Annotated in this window: 16 protein-coding genes; 6 read left to right on the forward strand and 10 right to left on the reverse strand. The window is 71.9% G+C overall.

Features of this window, described 5'->3' with window-relative positions:
• Positions 1-180: 180 nt before the first annotated feature.
• Positions 181-2,169, reverse strand: coding sequence for a glycoside hydrolase family 127 protein (locus tag ACFQ53_RS01720; protein ID WP_377854432.1), 1,989 nt, complete (start codon positions 2,167-2,169; stop codon positions 181-183).
• 325 nt (positions 2,170-2,494) lie between these two features.
• Here ACFQ53_RS01720 and ACFQ53_RS01725 point away from each other — a divergent pair, with 325 nt between their 5' ends.
• The 3 genes from ACFQ53_RS01725 to ACFQ53_RS01735 are packed head-to-tail and all read left to right on the forward strand — an operon-like array spanning position 2,495 to position 5,831.
• Entirely contained in the window at positions 2,495-3,658 is a 1,164-nt protein-coding gene (locus ACFQ53_RS01725) for a Gfo/Idh/MocA family protein (RefSeq protein ID WP_377854435.1), read from the forward strand.
• A 5-nt stretch (positions 3,659-3,663) separates the two neighbouring features.
• The gene (locus ACFQ53_RS01730) at positions 3,664-4,980 is read left to right on the forward strand and encodes a DUF993 family protein (protein WP_377854485.1); all 1,317 of its coding nucleotides are present in this window, start codon (positions 3,664-3,666) and stop codon (positions 4,978-4,980) included.
• Positions 4,977-5,831 (forward strand): sugar phosphate isomerase/epimerase family protein, encoded by an 855-nt coding sequence (locus tag ACFQ53_RS01735; protein ID WP_377854438.1) that lies wholly within the window; start codon positions 4,977-4,979, stop codon positions 5,829-5,831. The genes ACFQ53_RS01730 and ACFQ53_RS01735 overlap by 4 nt, the downstream gene beginning before the upstream one ends.
• Positions 5,832-5,876: 45 nt before the next feature.
• Here ACFQ53_RS01735 and ACFQ53_RS01740 read toward each other — a convergent pair whose 3' ends face one another.
• From ACFQ53_RS01740 to ACFQ53_RS01780, 9 genes are all read right to left on the reverse strand, one after another.
• The gene (locus ACFQ53_RS01740) at positions 5,877-7,763 is read right to left on the reverse strand and encodes a M48 family metallopeptidase (protein ID WP_377854440.1); all 1,887 of its coding nucleotides are present in this window, start codon (positions 7,761-7,763) and stop codon (positions 5,877-5,879) included.
• Positions 7,764-7,876: 113 nt separating this feature from the next.
• On the reverse strand, positions 7,877-8,929 hold the full coding sequence (locus tag ACFQ53_RS01745; protein WP_377854443.1) for a LacI family DNA-binding transcriptional regulator: 1,053 nt from the start codon (positions 8,927-8,929) through the stop codon (positions 7,877-7,879).
• Between the two features lie 185 nt (positions 8,930-9,114).
• On the reverse strand, positions 9,115-10,425 hold the full coding sequence (locus ACFQ53_RS01750) for an FAD-binding protein (protein ID WP_377854446.1): 1,311 nt from the start codon (positions 10,423-10,425) through the stop codon (positions 9,115-9,117).
• A 3-nt stretch (positions 10,426-10,428) separates the two neighbouring features.
• Positions 10,429-11,937 (reverse strand): L-arabinose isomerase, encoded by a 1,509-nt coding sequence (gene araA, locus ACFQ53_RS01755; protein ID WP_377854449.1) that lies wholly within the window; start codon positions 11,935-11,937, stop codon positions 10,429-10,431.
• 142 nt (positions 11,938-12,079) lie between these two features.
• Positions 12,080-13,960 (reverse strand): BCCT family transporter, encoded by a 1,881-nt coding sequence (locus tag ACFQ53_RS01760; protein ID WP_377854452.1) that lies wholly within the window; start codon positions 13,958-13,960, stop codon positions 12,080-12,082.
• Positions 13,961-14,191: 231 nt separating this feature from the next.
• Positions 14,192-14,950 carry an L-ribulose-5-phosphate 4-epimerase gene (locus ACFQ53_RS01765; RefSeq protein ID WP_377854455.1) on the reverse strand — a complete coding sequence of 253 codons (759 nt, stop codon included), beginning with the start codon at positions 14,948-14,950 and terminating at the stop codon, positions 14,192-14,194.
• A 126-nt stretch (positions 14,951-15,076) separates the two neighbouring features.
• A complete protein-coding gene (locus ACFQ53_RS01770) occupies positions 15,077-16,765 on the reverse strand; it encodes a xylulokinase (RefSeq protein ID WP_377854458.1) in 1,689 nt (562 codons plus the stop codon).
• A 92-nt stretch (positions 16,766-16,857) separates the two neighbouring features.
• Positions 16,858-18,066 (reverse strand): permease, encoded by a 1,209-nt coding sequence (locus ACFQ53_RS01775; RefSeq protein ID WP_377854488.1) that lies wholly within the window; start codon positions 18,064-18,066, stop codon positions 16,858-16,860.
• A gap of 117 nt (positions 18,067-18,183) precedes the next feature.
• A complete protein-coding gene (locus tag ACFQ53_RS01780) occupies positions 18,184-19,227 on the reverse strand; it encodes a LacI family DNA-binding transcriptional regulator (protein WP_377854461.1) in 1,044 nt (347 codons plus the stop codon).
• A gap of 330 nt (positions 19,228-19,557) precedes the next feature.
• Here ACFQ53_RS01780 and chvE point away from each other — a divergent pair, with 330 nt between their 5' ends.
• From chvE to mmsB, 3 genes are all read left to right on the forward strand, one after another.
• Entirely contained in the window at positions 19,558-20,727 is a 1,170-nt protein-coding gene (gene chvE / locus ACFQ53_RS01785; RefSeq protein ID WP_200503524.1) for a multiple monosaccharide ABC transporter substrate-binding protein, read from the forward strand.
• A gap of 145 nt (positions 20,728-20,872) precedes the next feature.
• The gene (gene mmsA / locus ACFQ53_RS01790) at positions 20,873-22,417 is read left to right on the forward strand and encodes a multiple monosaccharide ABC transporter ATP-binding protein (RefSeq protein ID WP_377854466.1); all 1,545 of its coding nucleotides are present in this window, start codon (positions 20,873-20,875) and stop codon (positions 22,415-22,417) included.
• A 10-nt stretch (positions 22,418-22,427) separates the two neighbouring features.
• The gene (mmsB, locus tag ACFQ53_RS01795; protein WP_377854470.1) at positions 22,428-23,609 is read left to right on the forward strand and encodes a multiple monosaccharide ABC transporter permease; all 1,182 of its coding nucleotides are present in this window, start codon (positions 22,428-22,430) and stop codon (positions 23,607-23,609) included.
• The last annotated feature ends 141 nt before the right edge of the window (positions 23,610-23,750 follow it).

A 23,750-nucleotide genomic window follows, 5' to 3' on the forward strand; every position in this document is an offset into this window, starting at 1 on the left:
CCCGCGCCGTCTCACCCCTAACGCGGGGGCCCCCCCCCCACCGCCCGTTTTTATTTCCAAACCGTTGCCCTCTCGCTTTCTGCCAACCGGTTTCGTACTTCTCACGGGCCGCGAGGCGCCATGAGAATGGGGATGGCGGCTATCGGACGGTGCTCGCGGAGTGCGGCGCGCTTCGTGACGTCACGATCGATCCCGCAGCGGCATCCACACGCGCATCGGTCCGATCTCCCGGTTCGCCCACGCGTAGTAGGGGATCGCCCGCCAGGTGTGCGGGGTCGGCTCGGAGGCCGTCCCCGACCAGGCGCGATACGGCCACGCCTGCGTCACCGCGGGCACGTCGCCCTCGCCGCTCACGGTCGACGGCGGGGGAGCGGCCCAGCCCGCCACGTCGAGCGCGACCACACCGTCGAGCGCGTCGATCCGCTGCTCCCGTACAGGCGCGGAGGGGTCGACGAGCGCGTCGTCGACCGTGCGCTCGCCCTCCTGGTCTGCCTGCTCGAGCGCGTAGACGAGCGGGCCGCGCTCCAGGGCGACCGCGCCTCGCGAGGCATCGACCCGGTGCGGTGCGGTGACGAAGCGGGCGCTCATCGGCAGCTCCAGCACCAGCTCCTCACCGGTGGCGAAGATGCGCCGCACGGTGTGGGCACCGGGGGAGAGCGGGGTCGAAGCGTCCTGACCATCGGCCCCTGCCGGGTCCTCCAGCCACGCTCCGTCGGCCCATGCAGGCACGCGCAGCGTCAGCCCGGCCTCGGCGCTCGGCGCCGCGAGGACGCGGATCCGCACCGTGCCGTCGTGCGGATAGTCGGTCGCGACCTCGATCGCGAAGTCAGCACCGTCCACCTGTGTGCTGTATCGGCCGGTCGCGTACAGGTGCAGCTGCAGCCCGGCCTCGTCGGACGTCGCGACGTACTGGTCGAGACTGGCCAGGGTGCGCATGACGTTCGGCGGGCAGCAGGCGCAGTCGAACCAGCCGCGCCTGCCGTGCGCGATCGAGCGGCCCTCGTCGGCGATCGCGCCCTCGCGCAGCTGCAGCGAGTTCACGTAGAAGAACTCGGTGCCGGCGAGGGAGACGCCGGGCAGGACGGCGTTGTGCAGCAGGCGGTCGATCGCATCGGCGAAGGACTCGTCGCCCGTGGCGAGCAGCAGCCGCCAAGCCCACTGGACGGCGGCGATGCCCGCGCAGGTCTCCGCGTAGCCGCGGTCCGTGCCCAGCTCGAAGGGGTCGCCGAAGGCCTCCCAGTCCCAGCGCGATCCCATCCCGCCGGTCACGTAGGTCTTGGTGGCGAGCGTCGTCGCGAACAGGCGCTGCTCGTGGGCGAGGAGCTCGGCGTCGTCGTCCTCGATCGCGAGGTCCGTCGCCCCGGCGGCGAGGTAGAGAGCGCGCACCGCGTGCCCCTCGACCGTCGTCGCCTCCCTCACCGGCACTCGGTCCGAGAAGTAGCCCGGGCCCGGATCCTTCGAGGTCGTGGCGTGCCCGCGGCGCTCGAGGAAGGAGCGCGCGAGGTCCAGGGCGTCGGCCCGGCCGGTCTCGCGGTGCAGCTCGACCAGGGCCATCTCGATCTCGGGATGTCCGGGAACGCCCTCGTTCCCGGCGGCCCCGAACACGCGGGTGAGGTGGTCCAGGATCCGCAGCGCCACCTGCAGCAGCGCGTCATCGCCGGCGCTGCGGGACTGCGCGACCGCGGCCTGCATGAGGTGGCCGTAGCAGTACAGCTCGTGGTTCCACGCGAGGTTCGTATACCGCTCCTCGAGGGAGTGGCGCAGCTGGTGGACGCTGTTGAGGTATCCGTCCTCCTGCTGTGCGGCGGCGACGGTCGCGGTGACCTTCTCCATGAGGCGCCGCAGATCGGCGTCGTCCTCGCGTCCCAGCTCGAAGGCCACGGCCTCGAGCCACTTGTACACGTCGGAGTCCTGGAAGATCATGCCGCGGGCCTCGCCCTCGGCAGTCCCGGCGGCGATCCGGAAGTTCTGCAGGGTGCCGGAGGACTCGAGCTGCTCGTGCCCCGCGCGCAGGGCGTCGCGCCGGTTGCGCTGCTGGCGCAGGCCCCAGAACCCGCCGTCGATGCGGGCGGCGCCCGGCGTGAGGGGATGCAGGCGGACGCGGGCCGACGGGGTGGGCCGCACCGGGGCGGCGAGGGCGGGACCGGCAGGAGGGGGCTGCTGCGTCATGCGTGCTCTCCTTCGAGCAGATGGTGGCGGGATAACGGCTCCCGCGGACCACGGTACGAGAACCGCATGAACTCGTCACGAAGTGGTCGCAGAGCGACGACAGTGCGGTCGGGATGAACCGAGGATCGCCGCCCGCCGCCTGCAGCCCGCAGCCGCTGCCCGCCGTCCGCCACTCGCGGCCCGCCCGCCCCCCTCCTCGACACCCCGCCCCGCCCATGGTCTACGATGCGGGAAAGCGGTTACCCGCATCGCGCTCGCGATGACCCGACGGTCGCCGCCCCGACGCACCCGACTCGGCACCGCCGCCGGACACCAGGAGACCTCCATGACAGAGCGACGCATCGGCATCATCCTCAACGGCGCGAGCGGCCGCATGGGCTACCGCCAGCACCTCGTGCGGTCCCTGCTGGCGATCCGTGAGCAGGGCGGCGTCGAGCTCGCCGACGGCACCCGCCTCGTGCCCGACCTGCTGCTCGTCGGCCGCAACGAGGAGAAGCTGCGCACGATCGCCGAGCGCCACGGCCTGACCGAGTGGACCACCGACCTCGACGCCGCGCTCGCCGACGACCGCTTCGAGATCTACTTCGACGCCCTGGTCACGAACCTGCGGGTCGCGAACATCCGCAAGGCGATCGCCGCCGGCAAGGCGATCTTTACCGAGAAGCCCACGGCCGAATCCCTCGACGACGCCCTCACGCTCGCCCGGGAGGCGAAGGCCGCGGGCGTGGTCAGCGGCGTCGTCCACGACAAGCTCTACCTGCCCGGCCTTCTCAAGCTGCGCCGCCTCGTCGAGGAGGGCTTCTTCGGGCGCATCCTCTCGGTGCGCGGCGAGTTCGGCTACTGGGTGTTCGAGGGGGACGGGCAGAGCCCGCAGCGCCCCTCCTGGAACTACCGCGCCGAGGACGGCGGCGGCATCGTCGCGGACATGTTCCCCCACTGGAACTACGTCATCGAGAACCTCTTCGGCCGCATCGAGGACGTGTACGCGCAGGTCGCGACCCACATCCCGGAGCGCTGGGACGAGAAGGGCGAGCGCTACGAGGCCACGGCCGACGACTCCGCCTACGGCGTCTTCCGCCTCGAGGGCGGGACGGTCGTGCAGATGAACTCGAGCTGGGACGTGCGCGTGGACCGCGACGAGCTCGTGCAGTTCCAGGTCGACGGGACGCTCGGCAGTGCCGTCGTCGGCCTCTGGGGAGCGAAGATCCAGCCGCGCGCGGCGACCCCGCGCCCCACCTGGAACCCCGACGTGCCCGACGCGCACGACTACCGCGCCGACTGGCACGAGATCCCTGACAACGCCGGGCCCGACGGCTTCGACAACGGCTTCAAGGCCCAGTGGGAGGACTTCCTCGCCCACTGGGCCGAGGGCCGCGACTACCCCTACGACCTGCTCGCCGGCGCCCGCGGCGTGCGCCTGGCCGAGGCGGGCCTCGAGAGCTCCGCGCAGGGCCGGCGCATCGCCCTCGAGCCGCTCACGGAGGCGTGAGGACCATGGTGGAGAAGAACCCGGATCAGCCCGCGCGGCGCCTCGCCCTCCTCGACGAGGACGGCGGACTCAGGACGGTGCCGCTGCCCCCGTCGGCCGCGTTCGCCCGTCCTGCCTCCCCGCTGCGCTCGCGCGTGGTCTATGCGGCCTCGCACGTGGTCCCGCTCGCCCACGCCGACAACACCCCCGGTGCCCCTGCGGCGATCGACTGGGAGGCGACGCTCGGCTTCCGCCGCACGATCTGGTCCTGGGGCCTCGGCGTCGCCGACGCCATGGACACCGCGCAGCGGAACATGGGACTGGACCCCGCGGCGACCCGGGAGCTCATCACCCGCAGCGCCGACGCCGCCCACGAGGCGCTCGCCGACCCCGCGATCGCCCCGCTGTTCGGTCCGGACGCGCAGGTCAGCGACCTCGTCGTCGCAGGTGTCTCGACCGACCACCGGGAGGAGGCGGAGCTCTCGCTCGACGAGATCGTGGACGCCTACCGCGAGCAGCTCGCTGCGACCGAGGAGTCCGGCGCCGGGGCCGTGCTGATGGCGAGCCGCCACCTGGCCCGCGCCGCGCGCTCGGCCGCCGACTTCGAGGAGGTCTACGCCCGGGTCCTCGAGCGCGCCCGCCGTCCCGTGGTGCTGCACTGGCTCGGCACCGCCTTCGATCCGCAGCTCGCGGGCTATTTCGGCTCGTCCGACACCGCCGAGGCCGCGGAGACCCTGCTGCGCATCATCGCCGCCGATCCCTCGCGGATCCGCGGCGTGAAGATGAGCCTGCTGGACGACGCCGCGGAGGTCGCCGTGCGCGACCGACTGCCCGAGGGCGTCCTCATGCTCACCGGCGACGACTTCCACTTCTCCCACCTCATCGTGGGGGACGGGGCGTCGCCGAGGAGCACGCCCGCAGCGGACGGACTCTCGGCGGGCGAGCCGGGCCCGTCGGCCGACGGGGGCTTCTCCCACGCGCTGCTCGGCGCCTTCGCCGCGACCGCCCCGGCCGCATCGGCGGCGATCCAGGCGCTGGACGCGGGCGACGCCGCCCGTGCCCGCGCGATCCTCGACGACGCCGAGCGTCTTGCCCGGCAGGTCTTCGCCGCCCCCACCTACCACTACAAGGCGGGCGTCGCGTTCCTGTCCTGGCTCAACGGCCACCAGCGCGCCTTCCAGATGGTCGGCGGACTGCACAGCGCGCGCAGCCTCCCGCACCTCTCGCGCATCGTCGAGCTCGCCGCGGCCACCGGGAACCTCGAGAACCCGACCCTGGCCGCCGAGCGCTGGCACGCGATGCTCCGCCTGCACGGCTTCGACCCCCAGGAGGTCCTCGCATGACCACCCCGCACCCTGCCCCCGTCCCGCGCCTGTCCCTCAACCGCTGGAGCGTGCGCACCACCCCCATCGATGAGGTGCTCGCGGCATGCGTCGACGGGGGCGTCGGCGGGATCGGCCTGTGGCGCCAGGACGTCGAGACCACGGGTCTGACCGAGCTGCGCCGCCGGGTCGACGACGCCGGACTGCAGGTCACGAGCCTGTGCCGCGGCGGATTCTTCACGGCCGCCGACCCTGCCGACCGCCGCGCAGCGCTCGAGGACAACCGCCGCGCGATCGACGAGGCGGTGGGGCTCGGCACCGATGTGCTGGTGCTGGTCGTCGGCGGCCTGAGCCATGGGGACAAGGACCTCGCGGCCGCCCGGGACCGGGTCGCGGAGAACATCGCGCAGCTCGCCCCGCACGCCGAGCAGGCCGGGGTGCGCCTCGCGATCGAGCCCATGCACCCGATCTTCGCGGCCGACCGCGGCGTCGTCTCCACCACCGCCCAGGCCCTCGACATCGCAGAGCAGGTGGGCAGCGACGCCGTCGGCGCCATCGTGGACACCTACCACGTGTGGTGGGACCCGGAGCTCGCGGCGTCGATCGCCCGCGCGGGCGCGAGCGGACGCCTGCTGGGCTACCAGGTGTGCGACTGGATCCTGCCGCTGGCCGCCGAGACCCTGAACTCCCGCGGGTACATGGGCGACGGCTTCATCGACTTCCCCGCGATCACCCGCATGATCGCGGGGACCGGGTACACCGGGCCGATCGAGGTCGAGATCTTCCACGAGGACGTCTGGGCGACCCCCGTCGCCGATGCCGTGCGCACCATCCGCGAGCACTTCGAGCAGCTGGTCCTGCCCAGCGCCTGACGGGGGTGCCTGACCAGGGTGCCTGGCCCGGGTGACTGGCCCGGGTCAGGCGCCGCCGAGGGGCGTGCGCCCGCGTCCGGTGGTCAGCCTGCCGGGGCACACGCGCTGCAGCGCCTCGCCGATGTCGCCGAGCGTGGCGGAGTACTGGGCGGGCTTGACCTTCAGCTCCTTATCGCGCCCGGACACGCGGATCCGCACACCGCCGCCGCGCACGTTGACCTCCTCGATGCTCTCGGCCGGGATCCAGATCGAGCCCCTCTCCGCGCGCAGGGCCTGCAGGCCCTTCTGCTCGAGGCGCCGGGTGACGCGCTCGGCCTGGCGGTCCTCGCGGCTGCCGCCCGCGAGCATCGCGAAGCCGTTGATGCGGCTGCGCACGATGAGCAGGCCCTGAGGGAGGACCCACAGGTCACGCGGCATCAGGCCCGTGCCGGAGCCGTTGGTGAGAGCCGCCAGCAGGGTGTCCTCGGGGATCGCCTCGGCGTCGGCCGACGTCGGCGCCTCGTACGGGGTGTCGAGGTCGGCGCCGCGGCGCTCGAGCTCGGTGAGGACGCGGCGCGTGGCCTCCGGTCCGCCGTCGCCGATGAGCTGGGGGACGTCGACGACCCCGCTCTGGTCCGTGAAGGTCGCGTCGGATCCGAAGTCGACCTGCATGTGCATGGCGCCCGCGGCGAGCATCCGATCCCGGAAGATCGTGGAGCACAGCAGCTGCTGGATCTGCTCGGGCCGGATCGTCTCGGGGTCGAAGGTGCGCTGCTGGGGCACGGCGAGCATGCGGGCGCCGACCGGCACCTGCGCCTGCGTCTCGAGGATCGCCCGTGGGGTCGCGGCGGGGACGACGCCCGCCGCGACCAGGTCATGGGCGAGCTCGGAGGCGCTCCGGTTCTCGCGGACCGCCTGCGTGCGCTGGAATATCCGGTCCCAGGACCACAGGTCGCGGTCGGGGTCGGAGAGCACGGTCTGCTCGATCGGGTCGATGTCCCGGGGCAGCAGGCTGAGGGCGGGGGCGTCCCCGTGCTGCGCCGGGGGCGACGGGTGCGCGCGTGCGCGCTGGATCCGCTCGCGCAGCAGCGGGTGGCTGTCCTGCCAGCTCGGCTTCTGCTCGGCGATGACCTGCTGTGCGATCGGCGCGATCGTCTCGTGCTCCTCGACGAGCATCTGCTGCAGCCCCTCGATCAGCGGGGCACGGGCCCCGGTGACGGCGAAGGACGGGCCGACGAAGTTCTTCCAGTAGGCGCCCCAGGCGAGTTCGGTCTCGACGAGGCGCTCGAAGGCGGAGGCCATGGCGTCGGACCCGGCCAGCCGCAGCGAGAAGCCGTCGGCCGCCCGCTCCATCTCCCTCGAGCTCAGCTGCGCCGCCCAGATGTACAGGCGCGCGTAGCCGCGGAACAGCAGACCCCACAGGCCCGAGGAGTTGCGCGCGATGGTGATCAGGGCATCCTGGGCACGCAGCAGGAAGGAACCCAGCGCATACCGGCCGCCCGCGTAGTGCCCCAGCTCGTGCGCGAGGATCGAGCGGAGCTGCCCCACGCTCATCGCGCCCAGCACGGGCAGCCCGATCAGCATGATCCGCTCGCCGCCGATCTGGGTCACCGCGGCGTTGGCCTCCGGGAGCACGTGGATCCTGTCGACGGTGGGGGTGCCGACGGCGGCGGCGAGCTCGTCGACCTGCGCCCACAGGGCAGGGGCCTGCGCGCGATCCAGGGAAGGGCCCTCGATGCTCGGCTTCGGGCGGGTCACCAGCTCCTTGATCGCGTACCCGATGCCCCCGAGGAGGCCGAGCAGGATGATCACGGCGAAGACGATCGCGCGGCCGGACTGGAGCTCGATGATCAGGAGCACGAGCAGAGCCACCACGATCACCACCAGCGCGATCACGAGGACCGGGTAGAGGATCAGCATGAGCAGCGCGGGGAGTGCGCGGAGATAGGACATGGGTACGGGCCTCCTGAGGTGCGGAGTCAGGGTAGGCCTGCAGGGGCGGAGGCGGGATGCCTTTCCGGAATCCGTGCGTCGGGCACGCGCGCGCGGAGACCATCCGCCGTGGCCTACCGCGACGCGGTCGCCGTGCTCTCCCGCAGGGCGGTCTCCCCGGGCGCCGTCCAGACGGTCTGCTCCGTTTCCGGGCCCTCCTCGGCCTCCCCGAGCACCCAGCCCACGGCGGTGTCGGCGATCTGCTCGAGGGGGAGGGCCAGGGTGCTCAGGGTGGGGCTCGCGTCGAGGCCGGCGGGGACCCCGCCGAACCCGGCGACGGCCACGTCCTGGGGGACCCGCAGTCCCTGGCGGCGCAGCTCGCCGATGGCCCCGAGCGCCATGACGTCGGCCGGGGCGAACACGCACAGCGGAGCCGCTGAGTCCCTGGCCCCACCCTTCTGCAGGTGCTCGGCGACGCGCCGGGCGAGTTCGTGCCCGCCCTGGCGGTCGAGGGTCGCCTCGACGCTCAGCTCGGCCTCGAGGCCCGCCTCCGCGAGGCCCGCGAGAAAGCCGCCGGTGCGGTGCGCGGCCGCGGGCACGGGGCCGTGCGCGCCGACGACGGCGAAGCGCCGATGGCCCTCGACGACCAGCGCGGTCGCGAGCGCACGGGCGCCGTCGGCATCCCCGACGTCGATCGTGCGCCCCACGCCCGGCGACTGGCCGATCCCGACCACCAGGCCGCCGTTGCGGGCGAACCCTTCGAGCATCGCCGTCAGGGTCTCGTCGGAGCTGGCGCCGTAGGAGGAGGAACCGACGATCACCAGGGCGTCCACGCGCTGGGCGATCAGCGCCCGGATCGCGCGCGACTCGGTCTCCGCGTCGCGGTCGGTCTGGGTGAGCAGCACCTGCGTGCCCGAGGCGAAGACCCGCGTCTGGATCTGCCGGGCGATCTCCCCGAAGTACGGGTCGGAGATGTCATGGACGACGAGGCCGATGAGCCCGGAGCGGGAGCGGGCGAGAGCCTGGGCCTGCGCGTTCGTCACGTACCCGAGCTTCGCTGCCGAACGCTGCACGCGCTCGGCGACGTCCTTGCCGGGCACCCTGTCCGAGCCGTTGAGGACCCTCGAGGCGGTGGCGAGCGAGACGCCGGCGTCTCGCGCGACGTCGGTGAGCCGGACGGCGGGCATGCGGTCTCCTGCGGGTCGGGTACGGGGCCGCCGTGGGACGGCGGCCCGGGACGGGGACGCCGCCGCGCGAACGGTTGCTGGGAAGGATACGTGCGTGAGCTGCCGCGCACGTCCTGAACCCGCCACCACCCCGCTGTTCGGCAGCTCACCGACGCGTCGGGCAGCTCACCGAGCTGTCCGTGGGCTCACGCCCCCAGCAGCCCGTCCACGTACTCGTTCCGGAACACCCGCTGCGGGTCCAGCCGCTCCCGCAGCGTCTGGAAGTCCGCGAGCCGCGGGTATTGGGCGCGCACGGCATCCGCGTCGAGCGTGAACACCTTCCCCCAGTGGGGGCGCGGCGAGAACGGCGCGAGGGCGGCCTCGACCTCGGGCAGCACCGCACGAACCTCCTCGGGCCTGCTCTTCCAGGTGAAGTGGATGCACGCGCTCGCGCGCTCGTGGGCGGGGCTCAGCCAGAGGCCGTCGGCCGCGGTGGAGCGGATCTCCGAGACGATCAGCAGCGGGCGGATCCGCTCGACCGTTTCGCTCACGGCGGTGACGGCCTCGCCCACCTGCTCGCGCAGCACGAAGTACTCCGACTGGATCTCCGCGCCGCTGCTGGGTGTGAACTCCATCCGGAAGTGGGGGAGGACCTCGAACGCCGGACCGGGCTCCCCGCTCTGGTCGGTGCAGAACGTGGGCGGCATGTCCGGGGCCGGGTGGACGGGGCCCGGGGCTCGCCGCGCGCCGTGCCAGGCATCCGGCATCGGGTCCGGGGTGCCGTCGGCCTCCTGCTTCACCCACACCTGCGCGGCCGTCCCGTCCCAGTGGTGGAACATGCTCACGCTGTAGGCGCTCGCGAGCACCGCGCCGAGGCCCGTGTCGCTCATCTGCTCGGGCGGCAGGTCCAGGTAGACGGCCTGCCGCATCCGGAAGGCGGGCACCAGGTCGAGCTCGAGGCGGGTGACGATCCCCAGGGCACCCAGGGCGAGCACCATCCCGTCGAACACCTCGGGGTCGGCCTCGCGGGAGAAGCCGACGAGGTCGCCGTCCGCGGTCACCAGTTCGATCGCCCGCACCGAGGAGGCGAGCGAGCGCTGGCGGTCACCGGATCCGTGGGTGCCGGTCGCGCTCGCGCCGCCCACCGAGATGTGCGGGAGGGAGCCCATGCTCGGCAGCGCGAGGCCCTGTTCCCAGAGTGCAAGTACGAGCTCCCCGTACCGGACCCCGGCCCCGACCCGCACGGTGCGGTGCTCCGTGTCGACGTCGATGCCGCCCGGCATCGCCTCGAGCGTCACCAGATCCGCGTCGGACGCCGCGACCCGCGAGAACGAGTGCCGGGTGCCGAGCGCTCGTATCCGGTCGGAGCGGCCGACGAGGGCGCGCAGCGCGTCGACGGACGTCGGCCGGTGCAGGGGCCCCGGGCCGTAGTCGATCGTGCCCGACCAGCTGAGGCCCGGGAGGGAGCCGTTCGCCGCATCACCGCCGGATCCGCGCATTCCGGAGCTCGCCGCCATGCCTCAGAAGCCCTGCGCGAGGCGGTGGAAGACCTGGTTCACGCGCAGCTCCTGCGCGAAGGAGCGCACGGTGGTCGAGTCGTCGATGACGGCGAGCTCGAGCCCGGAGATCTCCGCGAGGTCCTCCCAGGTCTCGAGGTCGGTCGCCGTGGTCATCACCGTGTGGTGGGCGGCGCCCGCGGTCAGCCAGCACTCGGCGGACGTCGCCAGGCTCGGCGCGGGCTCCCACACCGCGCAGGCCACGGGCAGGTTCGGCAGGGGCTCGTCGGGCGCGACGATCTGCACCGTGTTGGCGACCAGGCGGAAGCGCTCGCGCATGTCGCTCATGGCGATCACGAGGCCGGGGCCGGGATCGGCCGTGAAGGTCAGGCGCACCGGGTCCTCGCGGTCGCCGATCCCCAGCGGGTGGATCTCGAGGCGGGGCCGCGCGGTGGTCAGCGACGGGGAGACCTCGAGCATGTGGGCGCCGAGGATCTTCTGCTCGCCGGGCGTGAGCTCGTAGGTGTAGTCCTCCATGAGCGAGGCGCCGCCGGGGAGGCCGAAGCCCATGACGTTCGCGACGCGCACCAGGATCGCGGTCTTCCAGTCGCCCTCGGCGCCGAAGCCGTAGCCGTCGGCCATGAGGCGCTGCACCGGCAGGCCGGGCAGCTGGCGCAGCCCGCCGAGGTCCTCGAAGTTGGTGGTGAAGGCGCCGAAGCCGCCCTCCTCGAGGAAGGAGCGCAGGCCCAGCTCGAGCCGCGCGCCGTAGCGGAGGGACTCGCGGCGCTCGCCGCCCTCCTGCAGCTCGGGGACGACGTCGTACTCGGCGTCGTAGACCGCGACGAGCTCGTCGATCGCGGACTCCTCGATGCCGTCGACGACCTCGACGAGGTCGTTGACGCCCCAGGTGTTCACCGAGACGCCCAGGCGCAGCTCGGCCTCGGTCTTGTCGCCCTCGGTGACGGCGACGTCGCGCATGTTGTCGCCGAAGCGCGCGAGGCGCAGCGAGTGCATCTCCGCCCAGCCCGTCGCCGCGCGCGCCCAGCGGCCGATGCGCTGCTGGACGTCGGCATGCGAGGCGTGGCCGACGACCGTCTTGCGCTCGACGCCGAGCCGCGAGGCGATGTACCCGAACTCGCGGTCGCCGTGGGCGGCCTGGTTGAGGTTCATGAAGTCCATGTCGATGCTCGACCAGGGCAGCTTCTCGTTCGCCTGCGTGTGCAGATGCAGCAGAGGGGTCTGCAGGGCGTCGAGCCCCAGGATCCACATCTTCGCGGGGGAGAAGGTGTGCATCCAGGCGATGACGCCCACGCACGCCGGGTCGGAGTTCGCCGCGAGGGCGGTCTCGCGGATCGCGTCGCGGCTGGTGAGCACGGGCTTCCAGACGATCTTCACGGGCACGTCGTCCGCGGTGTCGAGGGTCTCGGCGATGGTGCGGGACTGCTCGGCGACCTGGTCGAGGGTCTCCTGCCCGTACAGGCCCTGGCTGCCGGTGAGGAACCAGATCTCGCGTGCGGCGAACGGGTTGTCCACGGGGTCTCCTTCGGTCGTGGTTGAACGTTCACATCCTACGGTGGGGAGCCGGTTCGGCGCGAGATCCCGTCCCGGATGCGGACAGCCAGGAGGCCGCCGCCCACGGGGCGACGGCCTCCTCTTGGCCCGAGATGTCGAGGTGTCAGTCCTCGCGGCGCTTCGAGCCGGGACGCGCGGAGCGTCCGCCCCGCTGCCCCCTGTCGAGGGCGCCGCGGGTCGCCGAGAGCCGGTAGTCGATCCGGTCGTCGACGAAGCTGCCCAGCTGCTCGTTGTCCGGGAGCGACCCGGTGACGTGCTCGGTCACGCGCTCGAGGCGGGCGCTGAGCTCGTGCGCCTCGACGACCGCCGAGTCCAGGCGCAGCGCCTTGACCAGCGCCACGCACATGAGCAGCAGGATCACGCTGAACGGCAGGGCCGTGGCCAGCGAACCCGCCTGCAGGGACTCCAGCCCGCCCGAGAGCAGCAGCGCGGCGGCGAGGAAGCCCGAGAGGGCGGCCCACAGGATGCGCGACCACATCGGCGGGTTCGGGTGACCGCCCGAGGCGAGCATGTCGACCACGAGGGACCCGGAGTCCGAGGAGGTGATGAAGAAGATCGCGACCAGCAGGATGCCCAGCACCGACAGGATGCCGCTGAGCGGAAGGTCCTCGAGGATGCGGAACAGCGACTCCTCGGCCGTGATGTCGCCGAGGTCGCCCGCGCCGAACCACTGGCGGTACAGGCCGCTGCCGCCCCAGATCGAGAACCAGACCATGCCGACCACGGAGGGCACCAGCAGCACGCCGGCGATGAACTCGCGCACCGTGCGACCGCGGGAGATGCGGGCGATGAACACGCCCACGAACGGCGCCCAGGCGATCCACCAGCCCCAGTAGAACAGGGTGGCGCCGGACCACCAGGTCTGCGCCTTCTCGGAGCGCTGGTAGGCGCCCACGTCGAGGGTCATGTGGAAGACGTTGGCGAAGTAGACGCCCAGGGACTCGACGAAGTTCTGCAGCAGGAAGACGGTGGGCCCGAACAGCAGCGCCACGATCATCAGCAGGCCGGCGAGCGAGAGGTTGATGTTCGAGAGCCACTTGATGCCCGCACCGACGCCGCTGACCACGGACACCATGGCCAGCAGAGAGATCACGACGATCAGCGCCACGAGCAGCCAGTTGTTGACGTCGCCGATCAGGCCGATGGCCTGCATGCCGGCGGAGATCTGCTGGACGCCCAGGCCCAGCGAGGTGGCGATGCCGAAGACGGTGCCGAAGATCGCGAGGGCGTCGATGACGTCGCCGACCCAGCCCTTGACGCGCTCGCCGAAGATCGGCTCGAGCGCCCACCGGATCGAGACGGGACGGCCTCGGCGGTGCACGGCGTAGGCGAGGGCCAGGCCGATCACGGCGTAGCAGGCCCAGGGGTGCAGGCCCCAGTGCAGGAAGGTCTGCGCCATGGCCAGACCGGAGAGCTCCACGCCCTCGCCGTCCCATCCGGGCTTCACGTTGTTGGTGGTGTAGCCCAGCGGCTCGGCGACGCCGTAGAAGACCAGGCCGATGCCCATGCCGGCGGCGAACAGCATCGCGAACCACGAGAGGGTCGAGAACTCGGGTCGGTCCTCGTCCCGGCCCAGTCGGATCCGACCGAAGCGGCTCAGAGCGATGATCGCCGAGAACGCCACGAAGAGGCCGATGATCAGCATGTAGTACCAGCCCAGGGTCGCCACGATCCAGTTCTGCACGCCCTGGAAGACGGTGCTGGAGACGTCGGGGGCGATCACGGTGCCCACGGCGACCGCGAGGATCACGATCAGGGAGGGCCAGAAGACGGCGGGGGCGATGGTTCCGCGGCCGATGCGTGCGCCCTGCCGGCGCAGCTTCTGGGTGATCTCGTCGTCGCTGTCGCGCTCGTCGATCTGCAGGTGCTCGGGCAGATGGACGGTGGTGGGGAGGTCCTCGGGCCAGGCGGCGGGACGGTCGTGCGAGGAGGTGGGGGAGTCGGTCGCCGCGTCGGCGGCTTCGGGCGGGATGGGCGAGCTCAAGCAGTTCCCTTCGACGAAGGCTGGTGGGTCGTGCATCGGACATCGGACGTCGTCGGCCGAACCTCCAGCGTCGGTCCTTCTCAGACTTCTTTCAAGGGGCCAGCCGCCCCATGGGCGTCACAGTGACGGCGAGGGGAAGGCATCACTCCTGCTCGCGCCGGAGATCCGTGGAGCGGTGCACGGCACCGGGGTTACTGACCTCATAGTCGCCGAACGCGCCGGCGCCGGCACTCAGCGCTGCCCGTAGACGTTCTGGTAGCGGTCGAAGAGGGAGTCGACGAGAGTCTCGGGGACCGCCAGCGGCTCGCCGAGCTGGCGGGAGATGTGGACCGTGCGCGCGACCTCCTCGCACATGACGGCGGCCTTCACCGCGTCGCGCGCATCGTGCCCGATCGTGAACGGGCCGTGGTTCCGCATGAGCACGGCCCGCGAGCGGGAGGTGCGGAGGGTGCCGACGATGCCCTGTCCGATCGAGTCGTCGCCGATCACGGCGAGCGGGCCCACGGGGATCGGCCCGCCGAACTCGTCGGCCATCATCGTCAGCACGCAGGGGATCTCCTCGCCGCGCGCCGCCCAGGCGGTCGCATAGGTCGAGTGGGTGTGCACGACCCCGCCCACCTCGTCCATGTGCCGGTACACGTAGGCGTGGGCGGCGGTGTCGGAGGAGGGGGAGAGCGCCTCGGGCGTGCCGTCGGCGATCTTCTCCCCGTCCAGCGTGCACACGACCATCGACTCGGGGGAGAGGGCGTCGTACGAGACGCCGGAGGGCTTGATGACGAACAGCTCCGGGGTGTCTGCGGGATCGGTCGACGGCGCGCCGTCCGACGGCGAGTCGACCGACGGGCGGGGCACGCGCTCGGACACGTTCCCGGCGGTCCAGACGACCAGGCCGTTGCGCGGGAGCTCCGCGTGCAGAGCGGCGACGCGCTCGCGGGTCCGCGCGACCGCCTCCTGGGCGGCCTCGGGGAGCTCGGTGAGGACGAGGGTCATGGGGCTCCTTCGACGTGCGGACACATCAGCATGGCAACGTTCACATTACGGTTCCGGCGACACCTCGCGCAAGGCGGCACGGAGGAGTGCGCGCGAGCGCCGCGAAAGAGGGATGCCCCGTCGGTCTCAGTCGATCGACTCCCCGGCGAGGCGCTCCACGGGCAGCGCCGCGCGGTAGCCGCCCAGCCAGTCGGCGTAGCCCTGCGCGCCCGCGTCGGTCGGCTCGAGCGTCGTGACCTCCTGGGCGGCGAAGACCTCGTCGGCCAGGAAGCTGCGCAGCGCCTCCGCGGTCGCCTCCTCGGCTCCGCCCCGCGCCGGCCCGTCCGAGTCGGCCCGGCCGGCCTTCCCCTCCGCCAGCTGCGCCGTGTGCGCGGCGAGCAGCGCCATGCCCCAGGCGCCGCCCTCGCCGGCCGACGCGCCGAGGGCGACCGGTGTGCGCAGGGCGTCGGCGAGGACCTGCTGGGCCACGCCCTTCGTGCGGAAGATGCCGCCGTGGGCGTACATGACGTCGAGCCCCACCTTCTCCTCCTCGAGGAGCACCTCCATGCCCACGGCCAGCGCGCCGAAGGCGCCGTGCAGCTGGGCGCGCATGAGGTTCTCGAGCGTGAAGCTCGCCTGCTGGGTGCGCACGAGGAGCGGTCGGCCGGAGTCGACACCCGTCTGGTGCTCTCCCGAGAGGTAGTTGAAGGACAGCACCCCGCCCGCGTCGGCGTCGCCCGCGGCGCCCGCCTCGAAGAGCCGCGCGTACAGCTCCTCGGTGTCCACGTCGTGCCCGAGCAGCTGCGCGAACTGCGCGAACACGCCGAGCCACTGGTCGAGATCGCCCGTGCAGTTGTTCGTGTGGATCATCGCGACCGGATCGCCCGAAGGGGTCGTGACCATGTCGATCTCCTCGCGGGGCGTCGCGAGCGGACGCTCGAGCACGACCATCGCGAACGCGCTGGTTCCGGCGCTCACGTTGCCCGTGCGCGGGGCGATCGCCTGGGTCGCGACCATTCCCGTGCCCGCGTCGCCCTCGGGCGGGGCGGTGAGGACGCCCGCCTCGAGGGTGCCCGACGGATCGAGCAGCCGCGCGCCCTCCTCGGTGAGCGTCCCGGCGTTCTGCCCGGCCACGAGCACCTCCGGGAGCAGGTCGGCGAGATCCCAGGGGACGTCGGCGACGGCGTCCAGCGCGGCGAAGCGCTCGAGGAGCTCGCGGTCGTAGTCCGGCGCGCCGCCCGCGGAGGAGATCGGGAACATCCCGCTGGCATCGCCCACGCCCAGCACGGAGCGCCCGGTGAGGCGGCGGTGGACGAGGCCGGACAGCGTGGTGATCGCGGCGATCCTCCCCACGTGCTCCTCGCCGCCGAGCACGGCGTGCAGAAGATGGGAGACGGACCAGCGCAAGGGGATGTTCTGGCCGAAGGTCTCCGAGAGCAGGGACGCGGCGTCGGACGTATAGGTGTTGCGCCAGGTGCGGAACGGGGCGAGCAGCTCGCCGTCCGCGTCCAGGGCGATGTAGCCGTGCATCATCGCGGAGACGCCCAGGGACGCCAGCCGGGTGAGGGGCACGTCGAAGCGCGTGCGCACGGCGTCGGCGAGGTCCGCGAAGCAGGCGGCGAGACCCTCCCAGACCTCGTCCATCGGGTAGGTCCAGCTGTCGTCGGCGAGCGTGTTCTCCCAGGCGAAGGAGCCGGTCGCGAGCACGGCCCCCGCATCGTCGACGAGGGCCGCCTTGATCCGGGTCGAGCCCAGCTCGATCCCCAGGTGCGCGCGCCCCCGGGAGATGAGGTCGGCGGCATCGGGGCGGGGAGCGGTCACATCGTCGTGGGTCATGGCCCTATTCGATCAGGCCCACCCGGGGTCGGCAACGTGCACATCGGACGCGACGCGAGGATCCGGTCTCCCGGGAGCGGCGGCACAGCCGCTCAGAGCGCCAGCAGGGCGCCCGCCGCGAGCCCTGCCGCGAGCACCACACCCGCGATCCCGGCCGAGGCCCGCCAGGTCAGCGCCCGTCCCACCATGACCAGCGAGGGGAGGCTGACGGCGCTCAGGCAGATCAGGGCGACGCCCTCGGCCCACGGGTCGGCGCCGAGCGCCGCCAGGGCGAGGAGCACCGGGATCTCGCCGGCCGTCGGGATCACCATGAGCACGGCGATCAGGGCGAAGAGCAGCACTGCCGCGACGGACCAGTCGATCGCCCCCAGTCGCCATCCGCCCAGGTGCAGCAGCACGCCGACCACGAACACGATCCCGAGGTACTCGGGGACGAGCCGCACCGCAAGGCGTCCCAGCTCGCGCAGGAACCGCAGGGGAGCGGAGGCGGAGGTCTGCGACGCGATCCCTCCGGCAGAGGCCGCCCCGGGCTGCACCGTCCGAGGGGAGACGGGAGTCGCGGCGATCGCGACCCGCTCGGTGCCGGCGCCTGCGGGGCCCGAGGGCGAGCCGATCTGCGCCCCGCGCCCCGCGAGCCTCCCGGCGACGACCACCGCGACGGCCACGAGCGCGATGCCGACGACCACGCGCGTCGCGGCCCACTGCCAGGGGCCGATGATCGCGAGGAACACGATGACAGCAGGGTTCAGCACCGGGTTGGCCAGCCAGAACGCCGTCGCCGCGCGGACCGGGACGCCCGCGCGCCGCAGGCCGACGACCACCGGGGCGGTGCAGCACGTGCACATCATCGCCGGCAGGCCCGCGAGGGCCGCGCGGGCGGCGCCCCGGTCGTCGGCCCGCCCCGAGGCCGCGGCGGCGCCGGATCGCGCGCGCCCGCCGGAGATCAGCCGCGCGAGCCTCTCGGGACCCAGGAAGGCCTGGACCGCCGCGGAGATGACGAGCGCGACCAGCAGCGCCTTCCAGATCGCCAGCGTGTAGGTGACCAGGAAGTCCCAGCCGCCGCGCCACCACGTCGGCGCGTCGACCGCCGCGTCCGAGAGCACCGACCCGTCCCACGTGCCGCTCTCTGCGAGCCCGATGGTCTTCAGCGTGTACGGGTACCACTTCGCCCACAGCAGCCCGATCGCCGCGATCGCGAGCACCAGCAGGACCGGGCCGACGTAGCGACCGGCGGAACCGCGCGCGGGCGACGGCTCGCTGGGCGTGCCGGGAGAGGGCGGGGTGGGGGAGGCGGGATGCATGGTCACGGGCACGAAGCCTAGTGCTGCACGGCGCGCGCGTGGGTTCTCGCGCGAGCCGTTCGCGCGGCCGGGACCGTCGTGCGGTGGGGCCGGGATCGGACGACGAGCCGCTCCGCGTCAGAGGGGCCGGAGGCTCGATTCCCGCACGACGAGCTCCGGCGCGAGTGCGGCGGAGGGGTCGTCCGGCCCCTCTGGTCCGTCCGTCCCGTCCGCTGCGCCTGCCCCGTCCTCGAGCCGCGCGAGCAGCCGGTGCATCGCCGCCCGGCCGAGCTGCGCGAAGGGCTGGGTGACAGAGGTGAGCGAGGGCGTGGTGTAGGTGGCGCCCTCGATGTCGTCGAAGCCGACGAGGGCGACGTCTCGAGGGACCTCGATGCCGCGCTCGCGCAGGGCGCGCAGGATCCCGATCGCCATCAGGTCGTTCGCGGCGAAGATGGCGTCCGGGAGGGCTCGCGCGGCGAGTTTGGTGCCGATCCGGTATCCCGAGCGCGCCGACCAGTCGCCGGGGTCCGTGCACTCGCCGTCCGCCCCGATCTGCACGAGCGTCTCCTCGGTGCCGCGGCGCCGAGCGCGCGCGTCGAACCAGTCGACGGGGCCCGGCACGTGCACGATCCGGCGCATGCCCTGGTCGGCCAGGTGCGTGATGACCGCGCGGGCGCCGCTCGCCTGGTCCACGCCGACGACCTCCACGCCCGTCGCATCCAAAGGTCCCGAGGACACCGAGAGCACAGGAGTGGTGCGGGCCGCGGCCTCGGCCACGGGCGTCATGCCGTCGTGCCCGGCGACCACGATGATCCCGTCGACCCCGGAGCCGACGAGGTCCGAGGCGACCTGCGCGTGCGGCTCACCAGGGGCGACGGTCGCGAGAAGGGTCGAGTAGCAGGCCTCGCGAGCGGCCCGCTCGATCGCCGCGGTGGTCTCCGCGGGGCCGAACAGCGAGGAGCCGTCCGACAGCACGCCGACGAGGGCCGAGCGGGTGGTCTTCAGCGCCCGGGCCGCGCGGTTGCGCGCGTACCCGAGCTCGACGATCGCCTCGAGCACGCGGTCGCGGGTCTCCGGGCGCACGATCGACGGCTCGTTGAGCACTCGCGAGACCGTCTGGTACGAGACCCCGGCGCGCGCCGCGACATCGAGCATCGAGGGTCGGCGCGAGGTCGTCGGCATGGGAGCTCCGTGGATGTCGGCGGGAGAGAGGTGCGTGGGGCGCGCCTGGGCGGAGTGCGTGGGGCCTTTCGAAGGATACGGCGGCACGACCTCCGGCATCCCCGTCGCGCACGCCGATGTGAACGTTGCGATTCCGTGACCTCGTGGGCCGCGCAAATGGTTGCGCCCGCAGTGGATGTGAACGTTATCATCCAAGGTGCTCCACGCCACAGCGCGTGGATCCGATGCCGCCGGCACCGCTGCCGGCCCATCCGCCCGCCGCCCCATCCCCGACACCCGCGCAGCGCGCGCGAGTCCCGGACGCGGGCACCGTTTCGAAGAGGAGACACCATGACCAGCAGCCATCCCGTGCCCAGCAGGCGCACGTTCCTCGCCGGCGCCGGCTCGCTCGGCGCGATCGCCGCCCTCGCGGCATGCTCCGGCGGCGGCGCCGGATCCTCGGGCCCCGACACCGAGGCCGACCCCAAGGACCAGACCATCGGCGTGGCCATGCCCACCCAGACCTATGAGCGCTGGGTCCAGGACGGCGCGAACATCAAGAAGTCCCTCGAGAAGGAGGGCTACAAGGTCACCCTCCAGTACGCCGACGACGACATCCCCACCCAGTCCCAGCAGATCGACCAGATGGTCACCCAGGGCGTCGCCGCCCTGATCATCGCCTCGATCGACGGCTCGGCCCTGACCAGCCAGCTCGACGCGGCGAAGGCCGCCGGGATCCCCGTGATCTCCTACGACCGCCTGCTCACCAACAGCGAGAACGTCGACTTCTACGTCACCTTCGACAACTACAAGGTGGGCGTCACCCAGGCGAACTCCCTGCTCTTCGGTCTCGGTCTGCTCGACGAGAAGTTCAAGAAGGCCTCCGACGCCCCGAAGGGTCCGCTGAACATCGAGCTGTTCGCCGGCTCGCTCGACGACAACAACGCCCACCTGTTCTGGAAGGGCGCGATCGACACCCTGCAGCCGTACATGGACGACGGCGTGCTCGAGGTGCCCTCCAAGCAGACCGACATCGACCAGTGCGCCATCCAGCGCTGGGAGCAGGAGACCGCGCAGAAGCGCATGGAGAACCTGCTGACCACCCACTACAAGGGCGACAAGAAGCTCGACGGCGTCCTCGCCCCGGCCGACCCGCTCTCGCGCGGCATCATCAACGCCCTGCAGAACGACGGCCGCGGCGACACCATCAAGGACGGCCTGCCGATCATCACCGGCCAGGACGCCGAGATCGCCTCTATCAAGCTCATCGCCGACGGCGTGCAGTTCTCGACGATCTTCAAGGACACCCGCAAGCTCGCCGACCAGGCCGTGGTCGCCGCCAAGGCATACCTCGAGGGCAAGGAGCCGGAGGCGAACGACACCAAGACCTACGACAACGGCTCGAAGGTCGTCCCCTCCTACCTGCTGCCCGTCGAGATGGTGCTCGAGTCCAACTACGAGAAGATCCTCGTCGACTCCGGCTACTACACGGAGGAGCAGGTCGAGAAGGGCCAGGCCTGAGCGTGCTCGGGACGAATCGGCGTCGGCCGCGGGACCAGCAGTCCCTCACCGCGGCCGACGCCCCCGCCCGTGCCCGCGCGGTCGATCCGGTCGCCGCGCGCGCCCGCGGCGCATGCACCTGCGTTCCAGCCCGAAGGAGGGCCCGATGAACGACAGCATCCTCGAGATGCGCTCCATCACCAAGCGCTTCCCCGGCGTCACCGCCCTGAAGGACGTCTCCCTGAGCGTCCGCGAGGGCGAGATCCACGGGATCTGCGGGGAGAACGGGGCAGGGAAGTCCACGCTCATGAAGGTGCTCTCGGGCGTCGAGCCCGCCGGCACCTACGACGGCGAGATCCACTTCCGCGGCCGCCCCATGAGCTTCCACTCGATCAACGACTCCGAGGCCGAGGGGATCGTGATCATCCACCAGGAGCTCGCCCTGGTGCCTCACCTGACCATCGCCGAGAACATCTTCCTGGGCAACGAGCGCTCCCGCGGGGGCGTCATCAGCTGGGGCGAGACCAACTCGGAGGCGCTCAAGCTGCTGCGCCGCGTGGGCCTCGACGAGAACCCGGTGACGCCGGTCGGTCAGCTCGGGGTCGGCAAGCAGCAGCTCGTCGAGATCGCCAAGGCGCTCTCGAAGAACGTGAGCCTGCTGATCCTCGACGAGCCCACCGCCGCGCTGAACGACGACGACTCCGAGCACCTGCTCGGCCTCATCCGCGGTCTGCGCGACGAGCAGGGCGTCACCTCGATCATCATCTCCCACAAGCTCGGTGAGATCGCCGAGATCGCCGACACCACCACCGTCATCCGCGACGGCTCGACCATCGAGACCATCGACATGCACGGCGGGGGAGCGTCGGGCCGCGGCCTCATCCCGCGCATCATCAAGGGGATGGTCGGGCGGGACATGGACAGCATGTTCCCCGAGCGCAGCGTCGAGATCGGCGAGGAGGTGCTGCGCATCGAGGACTGGCACGTCACCCACCCGACCCAGCCCGACCGCACCCTCGTCGACGGGGTCTCGATCACCGCGCGCGCCGGTGAGGTCGTCGGCATCGCCGGCCTCATGGGCGCGGGCCGCACCGAGCTCGCGATGAGCGTGTTCGGCCGCTCCTACGGGCGCGAGATCAGCGGGAGGGTGTTCATGCACGGGCGCCCCGCGAACGTGCGCGGCGTGGCCGACGCGATCGGCAGCGGCATCGCGTACGTCAGCGAGGACCGCAAGCGCTACGGGCTGAACCTCATCCAGGACGTGCGGCGCAACATCAGCGCCGCGGCGCTGGGCAAGGTCTCCCGCACGGGCTGGATCGACGGCAACCAGGAGATCTCCGTCGCCGAGCGCTACCGGAAGTCGCTGAACATCAAGACGCCGACGGTGCTCTCGCGCGTCGGCCAGCTCTCCGGCGGCAACCAGCAGAAGGTCGCGCTCAGCAAGTGGCTGTTCACCGAGCCCGACGTGCTGATCCTCGACGAGCCCACCCGCGGCGTCGACGTCGGCGCGAAGTACGAGATCTACACGCTGATCAACGAGCTCGCGGAGCAGGGGAAGGCGATCGTCGTGATCTCCTCCGAGCTGCCCGAGGTGATGGGGCTCGCCGATCGCATCTACACACTGTCCGCCGGCCGCATCACCGGAGAGGTGAGCGCCGCGGACGCCACGCAGGAGCACCTGATGGAGCTCATGACCATGGAGAGGGAGTGAGGGACCACCGATGGCCGGAACCTCCGATATCAAGGACCTGCTCACCAGGAACGTCCGCCAGAGCGGCATCTACATCGCGTTCGTGTTCATCGTGCTGCTGTTCACGGTGCTCACCCGCGGCGCGCTGCTGAGCCCGGGCAACCTCACGAACCTGATCCTGCAGTACTCCTACATCCTGATCCTCGCGATCGGGATGGTGCTCATCATCGTCGCCGGGCACATCGACCTCTCGGTCGGCTCGGTCGTCGCGTTCACCGGCTCGGTCGCAGCCGTGGTCGTCATCCAGCACGGGCTGCCGTGGTGGCTGGGGATCCTCGCGGCCCTCGGCGTCGGCATCCTGGTGGGCCTGTGGCAGGGGTTCTGGGTCGCGATCGTCGGGATCCCGGCGTTCATCGTGACCCTCGCGGGCATGCTCATCTTCCGCGGCATGACCATGCAGACCCTGGGCAACGTGTCGCTCTCGCCGTTCCCCGAGGCGTACCAGAAGATCGCCGGCGGCTTCCTCAACGGCCTCTTCGGCGGCCCCGGGTACGACGTGTTCACGCTGGTCGTCGCGGCCGCCGTGGTGATCGTGTTCGCGCTCCAGCAGTGGCGGGCGCGCCTCGCGAAGCTGCGCTACGACCAGAGCGTCGAGGCGCTGTGGATCTTCGCGGTCAAGGTCGCCGTCGTCGCCGTCATCGTGATGGCCTTCGCCTGGCAGATCGCCAACGCCCGCGGCCTCCCCATGGTGCTGATCCTGCTGGCCGCGCTGATCCTCATCTACTCCTTCGTCAGCCAGCAGACCGTCTTCGGCCGGCATGTCTACGCCATGGGCGGGAACCTGCAGGCCGCACGCCTCTCCGGTGTGAAGACGCGCCTGGTGAACATGATGCTGTTCGTGAACATGGGCCTGCTCTCCGCGATCGCCGGCATCGTCTACTCGGCCCGCTCGAACTCGGCGCAGCCGGGCGCGGGCAACATGTTCGAGCTCGACGCGATCGCGGCCGCGTTCATCGGCGGCGCCGCCGTCAGCGGCGGTGTGGGCAAGGTGCAGGGCGCCATCATCGGCGGCCTGATCATGGCGGTCATGTCCAACGGCATGCAGATCATGGGCATCGGCCAGTCCACCCAGTCGATCGTGCGCGGCGTGGTGCTGATCCTCGCCGTCGCCTTCGACGTCTACAACAAGAAGCGCGCCGGCGCCGAGGGGTGAGGGCGGCGGGCCGCCGGCTGTCTGGCGGCGGTCGGCCCCGTCGGCCGCCGCGTCGCCAGCCGCCGCCCCGCCGCCGGCTGCCTTTTGCCCGCGAGAAGTACGAAACCGTTGCCAAGATCGCTCATGGCAACGGTTTCGTAC

The sequence above is a fragment of the Brachybacterium sp. NPDC056505 genome (genome assembly GCF_042794925.1).
Classification (GTDB): domain Bacteria; phylum Actinomycetota; class Actinomycetes; order Actinomycetales; family Dermabacteraceae; genus Brachybacterium; species Brachybacterium kimchii.

What these genes read in the sequence shown, in the direction of transcription:
- ACFQ53_RS01720 (WP_377854432.1), bottom strand. Translation starts at nt 2,169, where the DNA reads ATGACGCAGCAGCCCCCTCCTGCCGGTCCCGCCCTCGCCGCCCCGGTG.
- ACFQ53_RS01725 (WP_377854435.1), top strand. Translation starts at nt 2,495, where the DNA reads ATGACAGAGCGACGCATCGGCATCATCCTCAACGGCGCGAGCGGCCGC.
- ACFQ53_RS01730 (WP_377854485.1), top strand. Translation starts at nt 3,664, where the DNA reads ATGGTGGAGAAGAACCCGGATCAGCCCGCGCGGCGCCTCGCCCTCCTC.
- ACFQ53_RS01735 (WP_377854438.1), top strand. Translation starts at nt 4,977, where the DNA reads ATGACCACCCCGCACCCTGCCCCCGTCCCGCGCCTGTCCCTCAACCGC.
- ACFQ53_RS01740 (WP_377854440.1), bottom strand. Translation starts at nt 7,763, where the DNA reads ATGTCCTATCTCCGCGCACTCCCCGCGCTGCTCATGCTGATCCTCTAC.
- ACFQ53_RS01745 (WP_377854443.1), bottom strand. Translation starts at nt 8,929, where the DNA reads ATGCCCGCCGTCCGGCTCACCGACGTCGCGCGAGACGCCGGCGTCTCG.
- ACFQ53_RS01750 (WP_377854446.1), bottom strand. Translation starts at nt 10,425, where the DNA reads ATGGCGGCGAGCTCCGGAATGCGCGGATCCGGCGGTGATGCGGCGAAC.
- ACFQ53_RS01765 (WP_377854455.1), bottom strand. Translation starts at nt 14,950, where the DNA reads ATGACCCTCGTCCTCACCGAGCTCCCCGAGGCCGCCCAGGAGGCGGTC.
- ACFQ53_RS01770 (WP_377854458.1), bottom strand. Translation starts at nt 16,765, where the DNA reads ATGACCCACGACGATGTGACCGCTCCCCGCCCCGATGCCGCCGACCTC.
- ACFQ53_RS01775 (WP_377854488.1), bottom strand. Translation starts at nt 18,066, where the DNA reads ATGCATCCCGCCTCCCCCACCCCGCCCTCTCCCGGCACGCCCAGCGAG.
- ACFQ53_RS01780 (WP_377854461.1), bottom strand. Translation starts at nt 19,227, where the DNA reads ATGCCGACGACCTCGCGCCGACCCTCGATGCTCGATGTCGCGGCGCGC.
- chvE (WP_200503524.1), top strand. Translation starts at nt 19,558, where the DNA reads ATGACCAGCAGCCATCCCGTGCCCAGCAGGCGCACGTTCCTCGCCGGC.
- mmsA (WP_377854466.1), top strand. Translation starts at nt 20,873, where the DNA reads ATGAACGACAGCATCCTCGAGATGCGCTCCATCACCAAGCGCTTCCCC.
- mmsB (WP_377854470.1), top strand. Translation starts at nt 22,428, where the DNA reads ATGGCCGGAACCTCCGATATCAAGGACCTGCTCACCAGGAACGTCCGC.